The organism is Streptomyces sp. NPDC087440, assembly GCF_044744005.1.
Taxonomy (GTDB): Bacteria; Actinomycetota; Actinomycetes; order Streptomycetales; family Streptomycetaceae; genus Streptomyces.
The window spans coordinates 21,894-37,868 of sequence record NZ_JBIUXN010000020.1 but is presented as its reverse complement, the minus strand read 5'-3'; the positions used below and the strand labels follow the sequence as shown (position 1 = coordinate 37,868).

General features: G+C 72.1%; 12 protein-coding genes. 2 read left to right on the top strand and 10 right to left on the bottom strand.

Translation table 11 applies throughout. The features are described 5' to 3' along the window. Positions 1–244: 244 nt before the first annotated feature. Entirely contained in the window at positions 245–871 is a 627-nt protein-coding gene (gene pdxH, locus ACIO3O_RS31780) for a pyridoxamine 5'-phosphate oxidase (RefSeq protein ID WP_401752106.1), read from the bottom strand. 336 nt (positions 872–1,207) lie between these two features. Between pdxH and ACIO3O_RS31775 the strand changes: the two genes are divergently transcribed. Further along, the gene (locus ACIO3O_RS31775; RefSeq protein WP_401751901.1) at positions 1,208–2,308 is read left to right on the top strand and encodes a citrate synthase 2; all 1,101 of its coding nucleotides are present in this window, start codon (positions 1,208–1,210) and stop codon (positions 2,306–2,308) included. 89 nt (positions 2,309–2,397) lie between these two features. Here ACIO3O_RS31775 and ACIO3O_RS31770 read toward each other — a convergent pair whose 3' ends face one another. The 9 genes from ACIO3O_RS31770 to ACIO3O_RS31730 all read right to left on the bottom strand — a co-directional run bounded on the left by ACIO3O_RS31770 (position 2,398) and on the right by ACIO3O_RS31730 (position 13,953). Then, positions 2,398–2,985 carry a TetR/AcrR family transcriptional regulator gene (locus ACIO3O_RS31770; protein WP_401751900.1) on the bottom strand — a complete coding sequence of 196 codons (588 nt, stop codon included), beginning with the start codon at positions 2,983–2,985 and terminating at the stop codon, positions 2,398–2,400. Next, on the bottom strand, positions 2,973–3,716 hold the full coding sequence (locus ACIO3O_RS31765; protein WP_401751898.1) for an enoyl-CoA hydratase family protein: 744 nt from the start codon (positions 3,714–3,716) through the stop codon (positions 2,973–2,975). Before ACIO3O_RS31765 ends, ACIO3O_RS31770 begins: the two co-directional genes overlap by 13 nt. Continuing rightward, positions 3,713–5,290 carry a 4-coumarate--CoA ligase family protein gene (locus ACIO3O_RS31760; RefSeq protein ID WP_401751897.1) on the bottom strand — a complete coding sequence of 526 codons (1,578 nt, stop codon included), beginning with the start codon at positions 5,288–5,290 and terminating at the stop codon, positions 3,713–3,715. Before ACIO3O_RS31760 ends, ACIO3O_RS31765 begins: the two co-directional genes overlap by 4 nt. 142 nt (positions 5,291–5,432) lie before the next feature. Further along, complete coding sequence (locus ACIO3O_RS31755; protein ID WP_401751895.1) at positions 5,433–6,617, bottom strand: acyl-CoA dehydrogenase family protein; 1,185 nt, start codon at positions 6,615–6,617, stop codon at positions 5,433–5,435. Further along, positions 6,614–8,611, bottom strand: a complete 1,998-nt coding sequence (locus ACIO3O_RS31750; RefSeq protein ID WP_401751893.1) for a biotin carboxylase N-terminal domain-containing protein — start codon at positions 8,609–8,611, stop codon at positions 6,614–6,616. The genes ACIO3O_RS31755 and ACIO3O_RS31750 overlap by 4 nt, the downstream gene beginning before the upstream one ends. An 8-nt stretch (positions 8,612–8,619) precedes the next feature. Then, a complete protein-coding gene (locus ACIO3O_RS31745) occupies positions 8,620–10,224 on the bottom strand; it encodes an acyl-CoA carboxylase subunit beta (RefSeq protein WP_401751892.1) in 1,605 nt (534 codons plus the stop codon). A gap of 63 nt (positions 10,225–10,287) precedes the next feature. Further along, entirely contained in the window at positions 10,288–11,988 is a 1,701-nt protein-coding gene (locus ACIO3O_RS31740) for an acyclic terpene utilization AtuA family protein (protein ID WP_401751890.1), read from the bottom strand. Beyond that, positions 11,985–12,887, bottom strand: coding sequence for a TIGR03084 family metal-binding protein (locus ACIO3O_RS31735; protein WP_401751888.1), 903 nt, complete (start codon positions 12,885–12,887; stop codon positions 11,985–11,987). Before ACIO3O_RS31735 ends, ACIO3O_RS31740 begins: the two co-directional genes overlap by 4 nt. A gap of 109 nt (positions 12,888–12,996) precedes the next feature. Next, positions 12,997–13,953, bottom strand: coding sequence for an EamA family transporter (locus ACIO3O_RS31730; RefSeq protein WP_401751886.1), 957 nt, complete (start codon positions 13,951–13,953; stop codon positions 12,997–12,999). Between the two features lie 365 nt (positions 13,954–14,318). Here ACIO3O_RS31730 and ACIO3O_RS31725 point away from each other — a divergent pair, with 365 nt between their 5' ends. Then, positions 14,319–14,657, top strand: coding sequence for a hypothetical protein (locus ACIO3O_RS31725; RefSeq protein WP_401751884.1), 339 nt, complete (start codon positions 14,319–14,321; stop codon positions 14,655–14,657). Positions 14,658–15,975 lie beyond the last annotated feature (1,318 nt).

Sequence of the window (15,975 nt, the reverse complement as noted above, 5' to 3'; positions counted from 1 at the left end):
TTAATTCGGTTGAGACGCCCCGGGAGGGCTCCTAATGTGTGGCCCACGCTGAAAGGAGGTGTTTCGGGAAATGATTTCTTTCCGGACTCGCGAGGTGGCTGCGGGCTAGTTGCCCGTCGTCGCACTCAGTGCGGTAGCCGGCGCAGCCGGTTCCAATCCCAAGCAGTCACCGCCCCGCGGGCTCGCCGGTATGTCCGGCCGGCCTCCTCCTCGGAGGGGACCAGAGCCCGCGGGGTTCTGCGTTTTACGGGTTGAGGCGTTCCACCGACCAGGCGCCGGGGCCGGTGCTCGTATAGCGCAGCCGGTCGTGGAGGCGGTTCTGGTGGCCCTGCCAGAACTCGACCGTCTCCGGGGTGATGCGGAAGCCGCCCCAGTGGGGCGGTACGGGGACCTTCTCGCCCTCGGGGTAGCGGGCGGCCAAGTCGTCGTAGGCGGTGGTGAGTTCCTCGCGGGAGGCGATGGGGCGGGACTGGTCGCTCGCCCAGGCGCCGAGCTGGGAGCCGTGCGGGCGGGTGCGGAAGTAGGCGGCCGTCTCGGCGCGGGAGACGCGGGCGGCGGTGCCGGTGACGATGACCTGGCGGGCGATGCGGTGCCAGGGGAAGAGCAGCGAGACGTGCGGGTTCGCGGCCAGTTCGGTGCCCTTGCGGGACTCGTAGTTGGTGAAGAAGACGAAGCCGTCGCCGTCGTACGCCTTCAGGAGGACCGTGCGGGTGCTGGGGCGGCCGTCGGGGGTGGCGGTGGCGACGACCATGGCGTTGGGCTCGTCCAGGCCCGCACCGACCGCCTGCTGGAACCAGTGGGCGAACTGTTCCATGGGGGTGGCGGCGAGCGCCTTCTCGGCGAGGGGCTCGCTGCGGTACTGCTCGCGCATGGCGGCGGGGTCGGGGGCGGGTCCCCCGGACAGGGGGGACGAGGAGGGGTCGGACGCGGCGGGAGCTGTGTTCGGCACGGGGCCATCCTGCCGCAGGGGGTGGGGCGTCCTCGCACAGAGGGTGCGAACAGCAGGCGCGAGGTGTGGGCGCAGTCTTCCCACCCGCAACTGGCCTTAATCCTCTCGAAAGTGGGTCGTGGAGTGTGCCTGTTCTCACGCTTCCCCGCATCAGTGGAACCCGCCAAAATCCGGGGTGGAGCCACTGTCGCCTCCCCACAGCAGGGGTATCGTTCCTGCCTCCCGCCGCTTGGCCTACACGCATAGAGGAGCCGCCTGATGTCCGACTTCGTACCCGGACTTGAGGGAGTCGTCGCGTTCGAAACGGAGATCGCCGAACCGGACAAGGAGGGCGGCTCGCTCCGTTACCGGGGTGTCGACATCGAAGACCTCGTCGGGCACGTGTCCTTCGGGAACGTGTGGGGTCTGCTGGTCGACGGCGCCTTCAATCCGGGGCTGCCGCCCGCCGAGCCGTTCCCGATCCCGGTGCACTCCGGTGACATCCGGGTCGACGTGCAGTCGGCGCTGGCGATGCTCGCCCCGGTGTGGGGTCTGAAACCGCTGCTGGACATCGACGAGGCCACCGCCCGGGACAACCTGGCGCGGGCGGCCGTGATGGCGCTGTCGTACGTCGCCCAGTCGGCCCGTGGCCAGGGGCTGCCGATGGTGCCGCAGAGCGAGATCGACAAGGCCGAATCGGTGGTCGAGCGGTTCATGATCCGCTGGCGCGGCGAGCCGGACCCCAAGCACGTCAAGGCGGTCGACGCGTACTGGACGTCGGCCGCGGAGCACGGCATGAACGCCTCGACGTTCACCGCGCGGGTGATCGCCTCGACCGGTGCGGACGTGGCTGCCGCCCTGTCGGGTGCGGTGGGTGCCATGTCCGGGCCGCTGCACGGCGGTGCGCCGTCCCGGGTGCTCGGCATGATCGAGGAGATCGAGCGCACCGGTGACGCCCGTGCGTACGTGCGTCAGGCGCTCGACAAGGGCGAGCGCCTGATGGGCTTCGGGCACCGCGTGTACCGCGCGGAGGACCCGCGTGCGCGCGTCCTGCGGCGTACGGCCAAGGAGCTGGCGGCCCCGCGCTTCGAGGTGGCGGAGGCGCTGGAGAAGGCCGCCCTGGAGGAGCTGCACGCCCGGCGCCCGGACCGGGTGCTGGCGACGAACGTGGAGTTCTGGGCGGCGATCGTGCTGGACTTCGCCGAGGTCCCGGCGCACATGTTCACGTCGATGTTCACCTGTGCCCGCACGGCGGGCTGGTCGGCGCACATCCTGGAGCAGAAGCGCACCGGGCGTCTGGTGCGTCCGTCGGCGCGGTACGTGGGTCCGGCCGCCCGGAACCCGCGGGAGATCACCGGGTTCGAGGACATCGCGGGCTGAGGTCCGTACCGAGCAGAGTGAGTGGGTAAGGGGCGTCCTCCGGGAGGGCGCCCCTTACCCATGTCCTGAGGTCCTCGGCGCGGGCGTGCCTACGCGTGCGCCCCGAGCGCGTCCTCCAGCAGGTGTGCCCACTGGGCGACCACCCGGTCGCGGCGCACGGTGTCGTCGGTGAGGAGGTTGGCGAGGCCCAGACCCCGGGCCATGTCCAGGAAGCCCTGGACGATCTCGCGCACTCCGGGGCGCGACTCGTCGGCGTGCAGGAGTTCCACGGCGATGCGGTGGCTCTCGCGGCCGACCCTGGCCTCCAGTTCGGTGACCCGGGCGCGCAGTTGTTCCTCGTTGGAGGCGGCCACCCACAGGTGCAGGGCGGCCCGGAAGAGGGGTCCGGTGTAGAGGTCGACTATCGCGCCGACGACGGCCGCTATGTGGTGTCCGGGCAGGGCGCGCAGCGCACAGGAGCGTTCTTCGGCGACGTACTCGACGGCGGCGGTGAACAGGTCCTCGCGGGTCGGGAAGTGGTGCTGGGCGGCGCCCCGGGACACGCCCGCCCGCTCGGCGACGACGGACACCGTGGAGCCCGCCCAGCCGCGTTCGGCGAGGCAGGCCACGGCGGCCTCCAGCAGCCGCTGCCGGGTGACGCGGCTGCGGTCCTGCTTGGGAGTGGTTACAACAGCCACGCGGGGTCCCGTCGTTCGAGGTGTGCGGTGACGCCCTCGCGTGCCTCGGCGGACGCGAACAGCGCTGCCGAGCGTTGTACCAGGTCTTCCGCGTCCCGGTCGAAGGCGTTCCGCATCTCGGCCGTCAGCAGCCGCTTGGTTTCGGCGAGCCCCTGCGGGGACGCCCTGCGCAGTGCGTCCAGCACCGGTGCGAGGACGGCGTCCACGTCCGGTGCCGTTTCGGTGAGCAGCCCGATCTCCTGTGCGCGCGGTCCGGCGAAGACCTCGCCGGTGAGGAAGTACCGGGATGCCGCCCTGGGGTCGAGGCGGGTCAGCAGCGGGATGGAGATGACGGCGGGGGCGACCCCTATGCGTACCTCCGAGAAGGCGAAGTCGGAGGCGATGGTCGCGAACGCCATGTCGCAGACGCCGAGCAGTCCGAGACCGCCCGCGCGCGCGTGCCCGTCGACGCGCGCCAGCACCGGCTTCGGGAGTTCGGCGATCTGCCGCAGCAGGGCGACGAACGCGTAGGGGCTGGCGGGCGACTTCAGGTCGGCGCCCGCGCTGAAGGTGTTGCCGGTGTGCGCGAGCACCACCGCCCGCACCGAGGGGTCCTTGCCGTAGCGGTCGAGGGCCCGGCTCAGCTCGCCGACGAGGGACGCCGAGAGGGCGTTGCGGTTCGCGGGCGAGTCGAGGGTGAGGGTGGTGATGCCGCGGTCGTGCGTGGTGGGGGCGAGGGCCTGCCGTGTCACTGTCGCTGTTCCCTTTCTCGGAGCTCCCGGCGCAGGATCTTGCCGGAGGCGGCACGGGGCACCGCGTCGACGAATTCCACGCGGCGCACCTTCTTGTACGGGGCGACGCGTTCGGCGACGTACACGATCACGTCCTCCTCGGTGAGGTGCGGGGCGTGCGCCTGTCGTACGACGTATGCCTGGGGGATCTCGTTGTTGTCCGCGTCGTATACCCCGATCACGGCGGCATCCGCGATGCCCTCGTGGGTGAGCAGGAGTGCTTCGAGCTCGGCGGGGGCGACCTGGAAGCCCTTGTACTTGATGAGTTCCTTGACGCGGTCGACGACGAAGAGCCAGCCGTCGGCGTCGGTGCGGCCGATGTCTCCGGTGTGCACCCAGCCGTCGGCGTCGATCATCTCGGCGGTGGCGTCGGGGCGGCCGAGGTAGCCCTTCATGCGCTGGGGGCCGCGGATGGCGATCTCGCCGTCCTCGCCGATACCGAGGTCCTTGCCGGGGGTGTCCAGCGACAGGATGCGCATCTCGGTGCGCGGCAGCAGCTTGCCGACGGTGCCGGGAGGGGGGTTCGCGGCGTCCAGGGGCACCACGTGGGTCCCCGGGGACAGCTCGGTCATCCCGTACGCCTGGAGGACCGGCGGGAGCCCCAGGCGGGCCGCGCAGGCCTGCGCGAGGTTCGCGTCGAGCGGGGCGGCGGCGCTGACGACGTACTCCAGCGAGGAGAGGTCGTACTGGTCGACGGCGGGGTGCTTGGCGAGGGCCAGGACGATCGGCGGGGCGACGAAGAGGGCGTTGATCCGCTGGTCCTGGATGGTCCGCAGGAACTGCTCCAGCTCGAAGCGCGGCAGGGTGACGACGGTCGCCCCGTGCGACAGGGGCTGGTTGATGAGCGCCATCATCCCGTAGATGTGGAAGAACGGGAGCACCGCGAGGAGCCGGTCGCCGGGCTTCATCGGGATGAACGGGTTGAGCTGCGCGATGTTGGTGGCGATGGAGTGGTGGGTGAGCATGACGCCCTTGGGGACGCCGGTGGTGCCCGAGGAGTAGGGCAGTGCGGCGACGTCCTGGCGGGGGTCGATGTCGATCTGCGGCTCGGGGTCGGTGCTGGTCAGCAGGTCGAGTACGGAGCGGTGGCCGGGGGCGCTGTCGCAGACGAGGATCTCGGTGATGCCGCCGGTGAGTTCGGCGGCGCGTTTCGCGGTCTCCAGCAGCGGCGACACGGTGACGATCCAGCGGGCCGCGCTGTCGCGGAGCTGTTTGGCGAACTCCTCGGGGGTGGCCAGCGGGTGCACTGTCGTCACGGAGGCGCCGGCCCTGGTGGCGGCGAAGAACACCGTCGGGTAGGCGATGATGTTGGGGCTGTGCAGGGCGAGAACGTCACCCTTGCGCAGACCGGAGGCAGCCAGTGCGGCGGCGATCCGGCGGTGGTGGACGTCGAGTTGGGCGTACGTGAGGGTGGTGCCGTTCGTCCCGTCGACGAGCGCGGGGGTCTCACCGTAGTGGGCGGCGTGTCCGAGGACCGCCTCGTGGATGGGAAGTTCGACGTCGGGCACATCGGCGTACTCGCTGTGGAACACCATGGTGACGGTCCCCTTCGACACGGTGGTGCGGCGGTGTGCACGTCGGGTGCACAGCGTGTGGACGGACAGGATGCGCGCACGGGGTGCGGCTTGGGGAGACCCCGGCACCGGTCGGCCGAGGTCTCGGGGCGGCCGGTGCGGCTCAGTACGACTTGGGCAGGCCCAGGGACTGGTGGGAGACGAAGTTGAGGATCATCTCCCGGCTGACGGGGGCGATCCGGGCCACCCGGGAGGCGACGATGAGCTGGGCGAGTCCGTACTCGCGGGTGAGGCCGTTGCCGCCGAGGGTGTGCACGGCCTGGTCGACGGTCTTCACACAGGCTTCGGCGGCCGCGTACTTGGCCATGTTGGCGGCCTCCCCCGCGCCCATGTCGTCGCCCGCGTCGTACAGGGTGGCGGCCTTGCGCATCATGAGGCGGGCCAGCTCGATCTCGATGTGGGCCTGCGCGAGGGGGTGTGCGAGGGCCTGGTGGGTGCCGATGGGGGCCTTCCAGACGGTGCGCTCCTTGGCGTACTGGACGGCCCGTGCGAGGGCGTAGCGGGCCATGCCGACGGCGAACGCGGCGGTCATGATGCGTTCGGGGTTGAGCCCGGCGAAGAGCTGGAGGAGTCCGGCGTCCTCGTCGCCCACGAGGGCGTCGGCGGGCAGCCGCACATCGTCCAGTACCAGCTCGAACTGCTTCTCCGGGGCCTGGAGTTCCATGTCGATCTGCGAGCGCCCGAAGCCGGGGGCCTCGCGGGGGACGATGAACAGACAGGGCTTGAGGCTGCCGGTGCGGGCGTCCTCGGTGCGGCCGACGATCAGGGTGGCGTCGGCGATGTCGACGCCGGAGACGAACACCTTGCGGCCGGTGAGCACCCAGTCGTCGCCGTCGCGGCGGGCGGTGGTGGTGATGCGGTGGGAGTTGGATCCGGCGTCGGGCTCGGTGATGCCGAAGGCCATGGTGAGGCTGCCGTCGGCGAGGCCGGGCAGCCACTGGTGCTTCTGGGCGTCGGTGCCGAAGCGGGCTATCACGGTGGCGCAGATGGCGGGCGAGACGACCATCATGAGCAGGGGCGATCCAGCGGCCCCCAACTCCTCCAGCACGATGGAGAGTTCCGTGATGCCGCCGCCTCCGCCGCCGTACTCCTCGGGGATGCTGACGCCGAGGTAGCCCAGCTTGGCCGCCTCGGACCACAGGGCGTCGGGGTGCGCGCCCTCGGCGACGATCCTGGTGAAGTAGTCGCGGCCGTAGCGCTTGCCGAGGGCGGCGACGGCGGCGCGGAGCGCCTGCTGCTCCTCGGTCTCGATCACAGCGGTGTGCGTGTCTTTCGGGGTGCTGCTCATGCTTCCTGGTCCTCCTGTGCACGGGTGTCGGTGACGACGGCGAGCAGGGCGCCGACCTCGACCTGGCGGCCGGGGGCGGCGTGGAGCGCGGTGAGCGTGCCGGAGGCGGGAGCGGTGACGCGGTGCTCCATCTTCATGGCCTCCAGCCACAACAGGGGCTGCCCCGCCTCCACCCGGACGCCTTCCGCGAGCCCTTCGGCGACCCGTACGACCGTTCCCGGCATGGGGGCGAGCAGGGAGCCGGGGGCGGTGCGCACGGTGGGGTCGGGGAAGCGGGGGGCGGGGGTGAGGGCGTGGGAGCCGGCGGGGGTGTCGACGTACACGGTGCTCGCGTGCACGGTGCCCGCGCGCACCGTGCTGGTGCTCGCGACGCCGTGTCCGGTGCTGGTGCTCGCATACGTCTGTACGAGGTGGCGGCGCTGCACCCCGTCGGTTTCGAGGACGACCTCGTGCGGGGTGACGGAGACGACACGGTCGACGCCCTCCACCCGGTAGTTGCCGTCGCGCTCGCGCCGGTAGCGGACTTCGTGGTCGTTGTACGTCTTGACCTGGGGCTGCGAAGGGACGTTCCGCCATGCCCCGCCGAACCGGCCGCCCCGTGCTGCGGCGTCCGCGAGGGCCGCGGCGACGGCGGCGAGTTCTTCGCCCGGGGGCGGGGTGGTGAGGGCGTCGAGGTGGCGGTCGTAGAAACCGGTGTCGAGGCGCGCGTCCCGGAAGTCGGGGTGGCGCAGGGAGCGCACGAGGAGGTCCCGGTTGGTGACGGGGCCGTGCACGCGGGTGCGGGCGAGGGCGTGCGCGAGAACACGGACGGCTTCGGCGCGGGTGGGCGCGTGGGCGATGACCTTGGCGAGCATGGGGTCGTAGTGCACGCCGACGGTGTCGCCGCTCTCGAAGCCGGTGTCGAGGCGCAGTCCGGGCCCGGTGGGGACGTCCAGGGTGTGCAGGACGCCGGTCTGGGGCTGCCAGCCGTGGGCGGGGTCCTCGGCGTACAGGCGGGCCTCCACGGCGTGCCCGGACGGCTCCGGGGGCGTCGGCGGGAGCGCGTGCCCCTCGGCGACGCGGATCTGGAGGGCGACGAGGTCGATGCCGAACACGGCCTCGGTGACGGGGTGTTCGACCTGGAGGCGGGTGTTCATCTCCAGGAAGTACGCCCTGCCGCTCGCGTCGACGAGGAACTCGACGGTGCCTGCGCCGACGTACCCGACGGCGCGTGCGGCGGCGGTGGCGGCGTCGTGCAGGGTGGTGCGCTGTGCGTCGGTGAGCCCCGGCGCCGGTGCTTCCTCGATCACCTTCTGGTGCCGGCGCTGGAGCGAGCAGTCGCGGGTGCCGAGCGCCCATACGGTGCCGTGCGCGTCGGCGAGGACCTGCACCTCTATGTGGCGACCGTTTTCGACGTAGGGCTCGGCGAAGACCTCGCCGTCGCCGAAGGCGGAGCGCGCTTCGGCGGAGGCGGCGGTCAACTCGTCCGCCAGGTGCGCGAGTTCCCGGACGATGCGCATGCCGCGCCCGCCGCCCCCGGCGGCCGCCTTGAGCAGCAGCGGCAGATCGGCGTCCGTCGCGGTGGCCGGGTCGACGGGGGCGAGCAGGGGGACGCCCGCCTTCGCCATGAGTTCCTTGGCGCGCGTCTTGGACGCCATGGCCTCGATGGCGGCGGGGGAAGGGCCGATCCAGGTGAGTCCGGCGTCGGTGACGGCGCGGGCGAAGTCGGCGTTCTCGGACAGGAACCCGTACCCGGGGTGCACGGCGTCCGCACCGGCGGCGAGGGCGGCCTTCACGACGAGTTCGCCGCGCAGATAGGTGTCGGAGGGGGCCGCGCCCGGCAGCCGTACGGACGTGTCGGCGCTGCGGGTGTGCAGGGCGTCCGCGTCCGGGTCGGAGTGCACGGCGACGGTGTCGATGCCCAGTGCGGCGCAGGTGCGGAAGACGCGGCAGGCGATCTCGCCCCGGTTGGCGACGAGGAGGGTGGTGATCACGGAGGACTCGCGTTCGGTCATGGGGTGCCTCACATCCGGAAGACGCCGAAGCCGCCGCGCACGCCCTCGACGGGGGCCGTGTGGATGGCGGACAGGCACAGGCCGAGGACGGTGCGGGTGTCGCGGGGGTCGATGACCCCGTCGTCGTACAGCCGCCCGGACAGGAACATCGGCAGGGACTCGGACTCGATCTGCTGCTCGACCATGGCGCGCAGTCCGGCGTCGGCCTCGTCGTCGTACGGCTGCCCCTTGGCGGCGGCGGAGGCGCGGGCGACGATCGAGAGCACCCCGGCGAGCTGCTGCGGGCCCATCACGGCGGACTTGGCGGTGGGCCAGGCGAAGAGGAAGCGAGGGTCGTAGGCGCGCCCGCACATGCCGTAGTGCCCGGCTCCGTACGAGGCGCCCATCAGGACGGACAGGTGCGGCACCTTGGAGTTGGCCACCGCGTTGATCATCATCGCGCCGTGTTTGATGATGCCGCCCTGCTCGTACTCCTTGCCGACCATGTAGCCGGTGGTGTTGTGGAGGAAGAGCAGGGGGATGTCGCGCTGGTTGGCGAGCTGGATGAACTGGGCGGCCTTCTGCGACTCGGCGCTGAAGAGCACCCCTTGGGCGTTGGCGAGGATGCCGACCGGATAGCCGTGCAGGGTCGCCCACCCGGTCACCAGGCTGGTGCCGTACAGGGGCTTGAACTCGTCGAAGTCGGAGGCGTCGACGAGGCGGGCGATCACCTCGCGCGGGTCGAAGGGGGTCTTGAGGTCGCCGGGGACGATGCCTGCCAGTTCCTCCGGGTCGTAAAGGGGTTCGGCCACGGTCGCCGGGTCCGGATCGGGGTGCGCCTTGCGCCAGTTGAGGCGCGCGACGATGCGCCGGGCCTGGCGCAGGGCGTCGTGCTCGTCGACGGCGTAGTGGTCGGCGAGGCCGGAGGTGCGGGCGTGCATGTCGGCGCCGCCGAGGGACTCGTCGTCGCTCTCCTCACCGGTGGCCATCTTGACGAGGGGCGGGCCGCCGAGGAACACCTTGGACCGGTCTTTGATCATCACCGTGTGGTCGGACATGCCGGGGACGTACGCACCGCCGGCGGTGGAGTTGCCGAAGACGACGGCGATGGTGGGGATGCCGGCGGCGGACAGGCGGGTGATGTCGCGGAAGAGGGCGCCGCCGGGGATGAAGATCTCCTTCTGGGAGGGGAGATCGGCGCCGCCGGACTCGACCAGGCTGATGCAGGGGAGGCGGTTTTCGTACGCGATCTGGTTGGCCCGGAGGGCCTTTTTGAGGGTCCAGGGGTTGGAGGCGCCACCACGGACGGTGGGGTCGTTGGCGGTGATGAGGCACTCCACGCCCGCCACGACACCGATGCCGGTGACCATCGAGGCGCCGACCGGGTAGTCACTGCCCCAGGCCGCCAGGGGGGACAGCTCCAGGAAGGGGGTGTCGGGGTCGAGGAGCAGCTCGATGCGCTCCCTGGCGAGGAGCTTGCCGCGTTGGTGGTGGCGGGCGAGGTACTTCTCACCGCCGCCCGCGAGGGCCTGCCGGTGTGCCTCTTCGAGGGCGTCGAGCTTGGTGAGGGTGGCGGTGCGGTGGTCGGTGTAGGCGGGGGCGGCGGGGTCGAGGGCGGTGGGGAGGGTGGGCATGGGCCTCTCCGGGGTCAGAGGTGCGGGGGCTGGTGCGGGCCACCCGGTCGAGCGGCCCCGGGGTCACAGCAGGCTCTCCGGGATGTCCGTGTGGCGGGAGCGGAGCCATTCGGCGAGGGCCTTGGCCTGGGGGTCGAAGCGGGACTGGGAGGCCACGCCCGCGCCCAGGAGGCCCGTGACGGTGAAGTTCAGGGCGCGCAGGCGGGGCAGGACGGTCCGGGTGATCGGCAGGTCGGCGGTCTCCGGGAGGAGTTCGCGCAGGCGGGCCTCCGTGAGGTGGTGGGCCAGCCAGCGCCACGCCGCGTCCGTGCGGACCCAGAGCCCGACGTTCGCGTCGCCGCCCTTGTCGCCGCTGCGGGCCCCGGCGACGAGGCCGAGCGGGGCCCGCCGCGTCGCCCCGGCGGGCAGCGGGCGCGGCAGCTCCGGCGGCGGCACGGGGGCGAGCGGACGGGTCCGTACGGGCGCGGGCACGGCCTGGGTGCGCCCGTCCGGCAGCACCGCCGTGTGCGGCACCTGGGCCCCCTCCACGTACCGCGCCGAGAACACCCCGTACGGCGCTCCCCTGCCGGGCGGCGCCGTCACGTGGAAGCCCGGGTAGCTGCCGAGCGCCAGCTCCACCGCCGCCCCGCTGACCGCCCGCCCGACCTTGTCCGCGTCCGGGTCCCGTACGACGAGCCGCAGCAGGGCGCTCGCGCACTCCTCGGTGTCGGCGTCCTCCCGGTCGGTGCGCGCCAGCTCCCAACGCACCTGTGCCGGGCGCGCCTTGGCGGTGTCGAGGGCGTCCTCGACCTGCCCGCGCACCAGCTCCGCCTTCTCCTCGACGTCCAGTCCGGTGAGGACGAAGACGACCTCGTTGCGCCAGCCCCCGATGCGGGTGAGGCCCGTCTTGAGGGTGGGCGGCGGTTCCTCGCCCCGTACGCCGGTGATGCGCACCCGGTCGGGGCCCTCCTGGGCCAGCGTGACGGTGTCCAGGCGGGCGGTGACGTCGGGACCGGCGTAGCGTGCGTCGCCGGTCTCATAGAGGAGCTGCGCGGTCACCGTGCCGGTGTCGACGACGCCGCCCGTGCCCGGGTGCTTGGTGATGACGCAGGAGCCGTCCTCGTGGATCTCCGCGAGGGGGAAGCCGGGGCGGCGCACGTCGTGCGCGCCGAAGAAGGAGTAGTTGCCGCCTGTCGCCTGGGTGCCGCATTCCAGTACGTGACCGGCCACGACCGCGCCCGCCAACCGGTCGTACGCTTCCGGGCCCCACCCGAACCAGTGCGCGGCCGGGCCCGTCACCAGGGCGGCGTCCGTGACGCGCCCGGTGACGACGACGTCCGCCCCGGCGTCGAGGCAGGCGGTGATTCCGGCACCGCCGAGGTAGGCGTTGGCGGTGAGCGTCCCCTCCGGCCACTGACCGCTTCCGATCAGGTCGTCCCCCTGTACGTGACCGACCTTGACCGGAACGCCCAGCCGTTGCGCCAGCTCCCGTATCGCTGTGGCGAGCCCGGCGGGGTTGAGCCCTCCCGCGTTGGTGACGATCCTGACGCCCTTGTCGTGGGCGAGTCCGAGGCCGGTCTCCAGTTGCCGCAGGAAGGTCTTGGCGTATCCGGTGGTGGGGTCCTTCAGCCGGTCGCGGCCGAGGATGAGCATGGTCAGCTCGGCGAGGTAGTCGCCGGTGAGGACGTCCAGTTCGCCGCCGGTGAGCATCTCGCGGACGGCGTCGAAGCGGTCGCCGTAGAAGCCGGACGCGTTGCCGATGCGCAAGGTCTCCCGCCGGGTCACGCGGGCGCTCCCTGCCCGGTGGGGCCTGCCGCGCCTCCCCGCCCGGCGTCCGGTCCGGCGGAGCCCGCCGCATCACCGGGCCCGGTGGCCCCTGCCGCACCACCGGATCCGGTGGCCCCCTTGGGGGCCCTCCCCTCCCCCGCCGGTCCGGCGAAGGCCTGCGCGATGTCCAGCCAGGCGTCCGCGTCCGGGCCCTCCGCGCGCAGCGCCAGGTCCGCCCGGTGCGCGCGCTGCGTGGCCAGCAGGCAGAAGTCCAGCGCGGGGCCGGTGACCCGCTGGGCCGCGTCCTCGGGCCCGTACGCCCAGAACTCGCCGCCGGGGCCGACCAGTTCCACCCGGAACTCCTCCTGCGGCGGCTTCAGGCCCCGTACGAAAAAGGCGTAGTCGCGCGCCCGCACCCCGATCCTGACCACCTGCCGCAGCCGGGCGGTGGGCGTGCGGGTGATCCCCAGTGCGTCCGCGACGTCCTGCCCGTGCGCCCAGGTCTCCATGAGGCGCCCGGTGGCCATCGAGGCGACGCTCATCGGCGGCCCGTACCAGGGGAAACGGGTGCCCGCCGGGGCGTTGACCAGGACGTCGTGCAGGCGCTCGCGGCCCGCGCGCCAGCGGGCGAGCAGCTCGGCGGGCGGCAGGGCCGCGCCCTGTGCCGCGCCCACGTCGACGAAGCCCTCGGGGTCCGCGGCCGCCTTGGCCACCTCCGCCGCGAAGGCATCGGGGTCGGACGCGGAGAGCAGCGCGACGCTGTCGGTCCAGGCGAGGTGGGCGATCTGGTGGGCGACGGTCCATCCGGCGGCGGGGGTCGCGCGACGCCACTGCTCCTCGGGCAAGCCCTGTACGTACTGATCGAGTTCGGCGCTCTCGTCCCGCAAGTCGCGGATGACGGCATCGAGTTCGGACACGTGGCACTCCCGTTCAGGCGTGGCTGCGTGCCCGGGAGCATGACAGCCCCCGGAGAAACAAGCAAGCGTGCTTGAATCCCGCAGGGGCTGTTCCGTGGGGCCGAATTGCCTAGCTCTGGGGCACCTTGCGCCCCGTCTGACTGCGCACCGCACCGACGCTCGCACCGATCACCAGGGCGATCGCCAGCGCGTCGACCAGCGACAACGCCTGGTGCAGGATGAGGAATCCGGCCCCGGCGGCGATCGCGGGCTCCAGGCTCATGAGGACCGCGAAAGTCGGGGCGGGCATCCGGCGCAGGGCGATCAGTTCGAGGGTGTACGGCAGGACCGAGGACATCACCGCGACGGCCGCACCGAGGCCGAGCGTCACCGGGTCCAGCAGCTTGCCGCCCGCCTCCAGAACGCCGAGCGGGAGGGTGAGGAGGGCCGCGAAGGCCATCGCGAGGGCGAGCCCGTCGGCCTGCGGGAAGCGGCGTCCGGTCTTGGCGCTGAAGACGATGTACGCGGCCCAGCACGCGCCCGCCGAGAGCGCGAAGGCCGCACCGACGAGGTCGAGGCCACCGAAGCCGGACGAGCCCAGCAGGGCGACTCCCGCGAGCGCCAACGCCGCCCACAGGGCGCTCGACCACTGCCGGGAGCCGAAGACGGAGAGCGCGAGCGGGCCGAGCACCTCCAGGGTGACGGCGGCGCCGAGCGGGATGCGGTCGCTGGCCTGGTAGAAGAGGCCGTTCATACCGGCCATGGCGACACCGAAGACAAGAATCGTGCCCCAGTCCCGGCGCTTGTAGCCGCGCACACTGGGGCGACAGACGAGGAGCATCACGACGGCGGCGACGGCCAGCCGCAGGGTGACGACGCCGAGGGCGCCGGTCCTGGGCATGATCAGCACGGCGAGCGCCGAGCCGAACTGGACGCTCAGCCCGCCCGCCACGACGAGGGCCACGGGGCCCAGGCCGGTGGCACGCCGTCGCTGGGTGGCGGGAGTGGTGGCTGCTGCGGCGGCGGCTTCCGCGTCCAGGAGGGGGGCCGGGGCACCCTGGGTGCCTTGCGGCTCAGCGGCGTTCACTGTGGTGCACCTCGCGTTCAATGGGATGTACTCCCATGATGGCACGGGGGGTTGAGGGGCGGGGACGTGCTTCCGCGACCGGCCGACGCCCTGCGGGCGCACCGTCCGGCACCCCGTGGACGGCCCCGCCCCGCACCCCGTGGACGGCCCCGCCCCGCACCCCGTGGACGGCCCCGCCCCGGCCTCACAAAACATTTATCGTTCTCGAATTCGAAATCGCTTTGCCTTCTTTTAGGCCAGGCAATTCCCATTAGCGCTTGTCGCATTACTTGCGCCACCCCTAGCGTTTCTCTCGTCAAGTCGGCACGACGGCACGGGAATTCCCCGCGCCCGGCCTGCCGAGCCCTTGAGCGAGAGAGAGCCACATGCTCAGCATCGAAGAACTCGAAGCGCAGGACGCGGGCCTGCTGCCCAACCGGGAGGCCCTGGGCGTACTGAAGTTCAACTGCACGACGCCCGGCCACCACCCGACGCCGTGCCCGCCCCCGGCCCACCACGCGCCGGTCCACCACACCCCGGTGCACCACGCGCCGGTCCACCACCAGCCGGCGCACCACGCGCCCGCGCACCACACGCCCGCACACCACCAGCCTCCGGCGCACCACACGCCCACGCACCACCACAGCCCGGCCCACCACGCGCCCGTACATCACGGCCCGGCCCACCACGGCCCCGCGCACTGCGAGCCGACGCACCACTGCTGAGCAGCGCCTGGACAGCACTCTGAGCGGTTCCTGAACACCGGTGCGGCGGCGGACCCCGGTACCGACGCCGCACCGGATCACCGCGCCGGATCACCGCATCGAATCACCGCACCGGATCACCGCACCCTTCACGCTGCCCGCATTCCGCCATTTTCCGATCCTGCGACCGGCCTTTCATGATTCCTGTTTCCGCCGTCCCGACAGAGAACGAAATCCCGTTCCCCGTCCCCCCGCCGCGCCTGACCGAAGGCCTCCAATTGCACGGCCTGTACAAAGGCTCCGGTTATGCCGAGCCCGTCTACATCGCGCGCCGCGCGGACGGCCAGACCGTGCACCTCTCGTACCTCCTGCATCTCACCGCGTCGTCGATCGACGGCGTGCGCGACGTGGCCGCCGTCGCCGAGCGGGTCTCCGCCGCGTACGGCAGGGAGGTGAGCGCGGACAACATCGCCTTCCTGGTGGAGCGCAAGCTGGAGCCGCTGGGCGTGACCGCACCGCCGGGGCAGGAGGACGCCGCCCTGGCGCCCGATGTTCCGCGTTCCTCACTGCTGCTGGGGCTGATGGGGCGCGGCACGCTGTTCCCGCCGGGCGCCGTCGCGGTGATCGCGCGCACTCTCGCGTGGCTGCACCGGCCCTGGGCGGTCGTTTTTGTACTCGCCGCCGCCGTGGCGATGGACTGCTGGCTGTTCCTGGTGCACGGGGCGGTGTCGTCGCTGCTGACGGTGCTGGACCAACCCCTGTTGCTACTGGCCGTGTTCGGGCTCGTCGTCGCCTCCCTGGTGTTCCACGAGTTCGGGCACGCCTCCGCCTGTCACTACGGGGGCGCCAGGCCCGGACGCATCGGCTGCGGGATCTACCTGCTGTGGCCCTCGCTGTACACGGACGTCACGGACGTCTACCGGATCAGCCGGGCGGGGCGGCTGCGCACCGACCTCGGCGGGGTGTACTTCAACGTCCTGTTCATGGTGGCGCTGACCGCCCTCTACGGCCGGACCCACTGGGACGTGCTGCTGGCGGCCGTCTACCTCGGGCACTTCGAGGTGTTCGAGCAACTGGTGCCCGTGGTGCGCCTGGACGGCTACTACATCCTGGCGGACGTGGCGGGAGTGCCCGACCTGTACGGACAGGTGGTGCCGATCCTGCGCAGCGCCCTGCGCCTCAGGCCCAAGGAGGGCGCGGCGGAGTCCGTGCGGCTCACCCGCCGGGCTCGTGTCACGGTCACCGTGTGGGTGCTCGCGGTCATCCCCCTGATGCTGGCCGACCTCGGCTACAGCCTGTGGAACCTGCCCCGGATCGCCACGACGGCGCTGCGGTCGCT

Excerpts from the sequence above, each read along its gene's own strand:
- pdxH (WP_401752106.1), bottom strand. The coding sequence starts at position 871 with ATGCGCGAGCAGTACCGCAGCGAGCCCCTCGCCGAGAAGGCGCTCGCC.
- ACIO3O_RS31775 (WP_401751901.1), top strand. The coding sequence starts at position 1,208 with ATGTCCGACTTCGTACCCGGACTTGAGGGAGTCGTCGCGTTCGAAACG.
- ACIO3O_RS31760 (WP_401751897.1), bottom strand. The coding sequence starts at position 5,290 with ATGGTGTTCCACAGCGAGTACGCCGATGTGCCCGACGTCGAACTTCCC.
- ACIO3O_RS31755 (WP_401751895.1), bottom strand. The coding sequence starts at position 6,617 with ATGAGCAGCACCCCGAAAGACACGCACACCGCTGTGATCGAGACCGAG.
- ACIO3O_RS31750 (WP_401751893.1), bottom strand. The coding sequence starts at position 8,611 with ATGACCGAACGCGAGTCCTCCGTGATCACCACCCTCCTCGTCGCCAAC.
- ACIO3O_RS31745 (WP_401751892.1), bottom strand. The coding sequence starts at position 10,224 with ATGCCCACCCTCCCCACCGCCCTCGACCCCGCCGCCCCCGCCTACACC.
- ACIO3O_RS31725 (WP_401751884.1), top strand. The coding sequence starts at position 14,319 with ATGCTCAGCATCGAAGAACTCGAAGCGCAGGACGCGGGCCTGCTGCCC.